General features: G+C 67.4%; 5 protein-coding genes and 3 pseudogenes. 6 read left to right on the forward strand and 2 right to left on the reverse strand.

The genetic code is table 11. From position 1 onward, the window contains the following. Positions 1-92: 92 nt before the first annotated feature. From ACFWIC_RS40615 to ACFWIC_RS40630, 4 genes and pseudogenes are all read left to right on the forward strand, one after another. Positions 93-314 (forward strand): annotated as a pseudogene (locus ACFWIC_RS40615) (transposase); the annotation flags it as partial. Further along, positions 311-667 (forward strand): IS3 family transposase, encoded by a 357-nt coding sequence (locus ACFWIC_RS40620; protein WP_380522190.1) that lies wholly within the window; start codon positions 311-313, stop codon positions 665-667. The pseudogene ACFWIC_RS40615 and the gene ACFWIC_RS40620, both read left to right, overlap by 4 nt. Beyond that, positions 667-972 carry a hypothetical protein gene (locus tag ACFWIC_RS40625; RefSeq protein WP_380522196.1) on the forward strand — a complete coding sequence of 102 codons (306 nt, stop codon included), beginning with the start codon at positions 667-669 and terminating at the stop codon, positions 970-972. The genes ACFWIC_RS40620 and ACFWIC_RS40625 overlap by 1 nt, the downstream gene beginning before the upstream one ends. Next, positions 923-1338, forward strand: a pseudogene (locus tag ACFWIC_RS40630) (helix-turn-helix domain-containing protein); the annotation flags it as partial. The gene ACFWIC_RS40625 and the pseudogene ACFWIC_RS40630, both read left to right, overlap by 50 nt. A gap of 98 nt (positions 1339-1436) precedes the next feature. Here the strand turns inward: ACFWIC_RS40630 and ACFWIC_RS40635 are convergent. Beyond that, entirely contained in the window at positions 1437-1595 is a 159-nt protein-coding gene (locus ACFWIC_RS40635) for a hypothetical protein (protein WP_380522198.1), read from the reverse strand. Positions 1596-1676: 81 nt separating this feature from the next. Then, a complete protein-coding gene (locus tag ACFWIC_RS40640) occupies positions 1677-2036 on the reverse strand; it encodes a hypothetical protein (RefSeq protein ID WP_380522192.1) in 360 nt (119 codons plus the stop codon). A gap of 141 nt (positions 2037-2177) precedes the next feature. On the opposite strand from ACFWIC_RS40640, the pseudogene ACFWIC_RS40645 reads away from it, so the two are divergent. Together ACFWIC_RS40645 and ACFWIC_RS40650 are read left to right on the forward strand one after the other, a co-directional pair. Further along, positions 2178-2545, forward strand: a pseudogene (locus ACFWIC_RS40645) (hypothetical protein). 1017 nt (positions 2546-3562) lie between these two features. Next, positions 3563-4489 (forward strand): ABC transporter substrate-binding protein, encoded by a 927-nt coding sequence (locus ACFWIC_RS40650; RefSeq protein WP_380522194.1) that lies wholly within the window; start codon positions 3563-3565, stop codon positions 4487-4489. Positions 4490-4945 lie beyond the last annotated feature (456 nt).

The following is a 4945-nucleotide window of genomic DNA, read 5'->3' on the forward strand; positions in this document are numbered from 1 at the left end:
AGCGACGAGCATCGACCTCAGATATGTCCCCACTCATGAACAGTCCAACGAGCAAACCCAACAGCAGTCACGGTAAGCACCGTTGCAGTACTAGGGGCTTCACTCCCATCCCGAAACGCTGGGCGGTCGAGCGGACCTACGGATGGCTCATGCTCCACCGACGCCTCGCCCGCGACTACGAGACGTTGCCCACCCGTTCGGAAGCCGTCATCCACATCGCCATGACCGATCTCATGGCCCGCCGCCTGACCGGGGAGAACACCATCTCCTGGCGCGACCCGAAGAGCCTCACCAAACACCCCGTCTCGGGATGAAACATCGAACGAAAACGACCTCTTACTACCGATGGCGCCGCGACGTTCACGAGCCGTGCGCGCGCAAGCGCCTCGACGCCAAGCTGACCGAGCACATCCGCCGGATCCACGCCGACTCCGACGCGACCTACGACTCCCCGCGGGTCCACGCGGTCCTGCGGCGCGAGGGCACCCACGTCGGCCGCAAACGGGTCGAGCGCCTGATGCGCCAGGCCGGCCTGCAAGGCGTGAGTCCGCGCCGGCCCCGTTCCTTCACCCGCCGGGGCCCGGCCGCCGACCTCGCCCCCGACCTGTCCGGCGCGACTTCACCGCGGGCGCCCCGAACCGGCTATGGGGCGCCGACATCTCGCTGATCCCCACCAGCGAGGGACCGTGGTGGCTGGCCACCATCCGCGACGCCTTCTCCCGCCGGATCGTGGGCTGGCACGCCTGCGAGCGCGCGGGCGCCGACCTCGTGCTCACCGCACTGGAGTACGCCCTGCACGACGGGCCCGTCGAGCCGGGGACGCTGATCCATCACAGCGACCACCGGTGTCAGGGCGGATTCAACTGGTCGTCGCAACACCCTGATCTTGGAGGGGTGCGGCGTGGCCACAGCGGACTGGCGTTTGAAGACCAGCGATGTTCCGGAGGGGCGGCGTCGGCAGTGGCGCGCTGACTGTGCGTTGCGGCGGGCGATGCGTTCGCCGGGACGGCCTGATCCGTCTCGGGTCGTGCAGCGCCAGTTCTGGCGCCTGATCGCGACGGGGGTCACGACGGTGGAGGCGTCACTGGCGGCCGGAGTGTCGTGGCCGGTGGGTGCGAGGTGGTTTCGTCACGCTGGCGGCATGCCTCCAATCTCGTTGGCCGAACCCTCGGGCCGGTACCTCACGTTCGAGGAGCGCGAGGAGATCGCGATCCTCAGGGCGATGAGCAGGGGCGTGCGCGAGATCGCCCGCGCCCTGGGCCGTGACCCCGGGACAATCTCTCGCGAACTGCGCCGCAACGCCGCACGTGCGGCGGCAAGCAGGAGTACCGCGCCTCGGCGGCACCGATCGCCCCCCGGGAGACCAGGGCTGCACCGAGGTCGCCACCCCGGGCCGAAATGGCGTCGCCCGAAGTGACGGCGGTCTCGGCAGCTGCTCAGTCGGACTCGCTGACGCGGCGTGATTTCAGGTGGAGGGACTCGACGGACGGGGCTCCGGGGGTCTCGACCGCGGTGATGAGTCCCTGCTCCACCTGGATCGTGCCGCCCGGTGCGCCGGAGACCGCGACCGAGCCTGTGAAGCCTTTCCTGTGCAAGGAGAGTAGCAGCGCCGGGCCACCGAGGGCGCCGGGCCGTTTCGGAAGGGCCTGGCGGGAGCTGGTCGTGCGGCAGGCCGGTCATGTCAGCAGGTCCGCCGCGTGGCAAACGGTCTGACGGGACGCCAGGGCGGGATTCATCCGCTCTCGGTCGAGCACGATGGCGAGCAGCAGGGGGCCGTCCTGTCGGGGCACCACCTGGACGATCTCGTGGTGGCGGGTGCTGGTGACCACCATGCTCTCCAACTCGCCCGTCGCCCCTGCGGCGAACAGCCGGTCGCCGATCCGGTTGGTCAGCTCGGCGAGTTCAGCGCCGGACCCGAGTAACCGGTGGTCCCCAACGGAGCCGTAGCCGAGGCCGGTGACGGCGTCGACGAGAGCGACACCTACAGCCCCGGGGACACCGAGCACACCGGAGAGGGAAGCTTCGAGCGCGCGCACGTGGAACCCCTTCGCGTTCTGAACTCCAGGTAGCGTACATTAATCCACCATTATCGGGGTGACCATCGCGGGTGATTTCTTGCTACTTCGTTTCCTCCCACAGGAGTTCCTCCCGGACGTCGAACAAGGGACGGTCAGCGCATGAAAATTGACGATGCACTCAAGGAAGCGATGAAGCTCGAGGGCGCCATCGGCGTGGCAGTGGCCGACTTCGAGAGCGGCATGTCACTCGGGTTTCTCGGAGGGGGTCGGCAGCTCGACCTGGAGGTCGAGGCCGCCGCTAACACCGAGGTCGTCCGCTCCAAGGTGCGCGCGCGCTGGAGGCGCTGTCGATCGACGACGCCGTCGAGGATATTCTGATCACCCTCGGTGGCCAGTACCACCTGATCCGCCCGCTGGCCAGCAGTCATGGGTCGCTCTTCCTCTACCTGGCACTGGATCGTTCGCATACAAATCTGGCGCTGGCCCGGCATGGTCTCAAGCGCATCGAGGCCGGGCTCGACGTCTAGGCGCGGCCGGTCGGCTGGGGTCGCCTCCCACTTCGTCGGAGGCTTCCGCGCGATGTGTTCGTCGCGCGGGAAGGCAGTCGCCTGAACGCGAGGCCCGTGGTGATCCGTTCGAGAATTTGGCGCTGAAACCTCAGGTGCACATCAATCCCGGAAATGCGTCACCTTTCGACAATCGGCTGCCACTCGGATTCGGCATTCCGGAAATGGCAGGGCGGACGAAGGCGTCGAGGAAATGGGCTCGGTCGTGCCACGGGCTGGGCATGGCCGAGCCTGTCACTTACCCTTTTGGGCCGTCCTGTCGAGTTCTTGTCCCGCCTCGGGAGGGGCGGGCACATCACATTCTCCTCAAGGGCGATGATTTCAAGTGTCTGCTCTGGCAAGAGAGAAGAAAGTCCGCGCCAGCCCCTGCAGCGTTGCCGAACCGTTACCAGGTCGATTGTGAGGGGCGTGGGGCCCGCCGCGGTCGGCCGCTCGGTGCGTTGGGTGGTGGGCCGGACGAGTCGTCAGTCGGAGTGCGTCTGGAACCGGTCACCCGCGCGCCGGAGCCGCGCTGACCGTCGGGCCGCCGCTCCGGGTCTGATCATGCAGGTTCCCTCGGAGCGTTGCAGGGGCACGGGGAACTACGGGCTCCTGACATCGCGCGAGGTCTGTCGGAGCGTTAGCCGGCCAACGCCGTCCCGTCGATACCGGGACAGGTGACCGCGACCGGACGGGAGCGTGTTCGGGCGGACGGTGCCGTTGCCCTTCCATCCGACGGGATAACGATCGGGCCACGCGTCAGGCTCCGGGACCGGACTTCGTCTCCTTCCTGCTGGACAGCTGCTGTGGCGGTCGAAGGAGGACCGCGCCGCGCCCCCGGTTCACACGCTGTCGGACGGCTCAGTCCCGGCCATGTTCTGAGGCGGGCGCGACTTGGTCCGTTCTGGTCCTTCGGGTGGCGTGAGGGCGGTGGCCGGATCGTCGACGTACCGGGCCCCATGTCAGGGCGCCCCTATCGAATCCTCGGGAGAAACAGAGATGACCCCCTCCAGCAGCCGTTGCCGCATCGCTGTAGCGACCGCCGTGGCTCTGACCGCCGTCGCTGTGACCGCCGTCGCTCTTGTCACGGGAGCGGGTGGCGCAGGCGGTGACAAGCCCCCGCTGCACGACCAGCTGCCCGGAGCGATCCGCGAAGCGGGAGTGATCCAGGTGGGCGTGTCGTACACGGCGCCCCCGATAGTCTTCCGGCGTACGGATGGTCAGCCGGACGGCCTCGATCTCGATATCGCCATCGCGCTGGGGAAGGTGCTCGGTGTCGAGGTCCGATTCCGCGAGGTCGATCTCTTCTCGAACGTGATTCCCGGGCTGCTCGACAGGAAGTACGACATCGGCATGTCGGGCATCACCGACACCCGCGAGCGGGAACGGGGCGTCGACAAGGACAACAAGCAGGTCGACGAAGGTGTCGACTTCGTGGACTACTTTATGGCCGGCTCCGGCATCATGGTCCGTAAGGGCAACCCGGCGAGGATCGGCAGCCTCGGGGACCTGTGCGGAAGATCCGTGGCGGTGAAGAAGGAGACGGTTCACGACGAGCTCGTGACCCGCCAGCAGAAGGCCTGTGAGCGACTGGGCAAGACCCTTAACGTCCTGCGAGCGGACACCGATCCGGCCGCCGTGACGGAGCTGCAGAGGAACCGGGCGGACGCGCTGATCACCGGTTACCCCAAAGTGCTGTACAACGCCCAGACCGTTGACAACGGGAGGAGCTTTGAGGTCGCGGGCCGGCAGGCGCAAATGCAGCCATGGGGCATCGCTCTCCGCAAGAGTGACACCCAGCTGCGGGACGTCCTGGCCAAGGCGATGAACTCGCTTATCACGGACGGCACCTACAGCAGCATCCTGGAGAAGTGGCAACTGTCCGACAACGCCATCCACAACGCCGTCGTCAACGGCGCCGGCTGATCTCTCGGGCCTGGGTGGTGATCCACGTACGCTGACGTGCGGCCCGGCCGGGGCCCACCTCACCTGGATGTCGCCTTCAGGGATCGTCGCGGCCACCACACCGCACCGGCCCCGAGGCCCGTGGCGGTGACGGACGGGCGCCTATGTCGGCCCTGGCCCGGCCACTCGTGTTCCGGGCAGAGCTCGCGCCGATCGGCGTGCTGCGCGGGCGGTCGGGGGCACGGCCCCGTCGCGGGCTGAAGTGGGAACAGGACGGTGTGGGCGCGCCGAGCGGTGACAGGGCGACGTCGACCACTCGGATGTGCCTGGAAATCCCCGTTTGAGGTCGCCTGCCTGCGATGCCGTGAAGATCCTCTGTCTCAGAGGGCGTTTCAGGAGCTTTGCTCCTATATGCAGCGTTCATCCTTGTCCACTTTTAGGTTCTATGCCGCACAAGAGAAGCTTGCTCCGCCCTCG

Source organism: Kitasatospora sp. NPDC127035 (assembly GCF_042726075.1).
In the GTDB taxonomy this organism is placed as follows: domain Bacteria; phylum Actinomycetota; class Actinomycetes; order Streptomycetales; family Streptomycetaceae; genus Kitasatospora.

Coding starts and splice junctions, on each gene's coding strand:
- ACFWIC_RS40650 (WP_380522194.1), top strand. CDS start 3,563: ATGACCCCCTCCAGCAGCCGTTGCCGCATCGCTGTAGCGACCGCCGTG.
- ACFWIC_RS40620 (WP_380522190.1), top strand. CDS start 311: ATGAAACATCGAACGAAAACGACCTCTTACTACCGATGGCGCCGCGAC.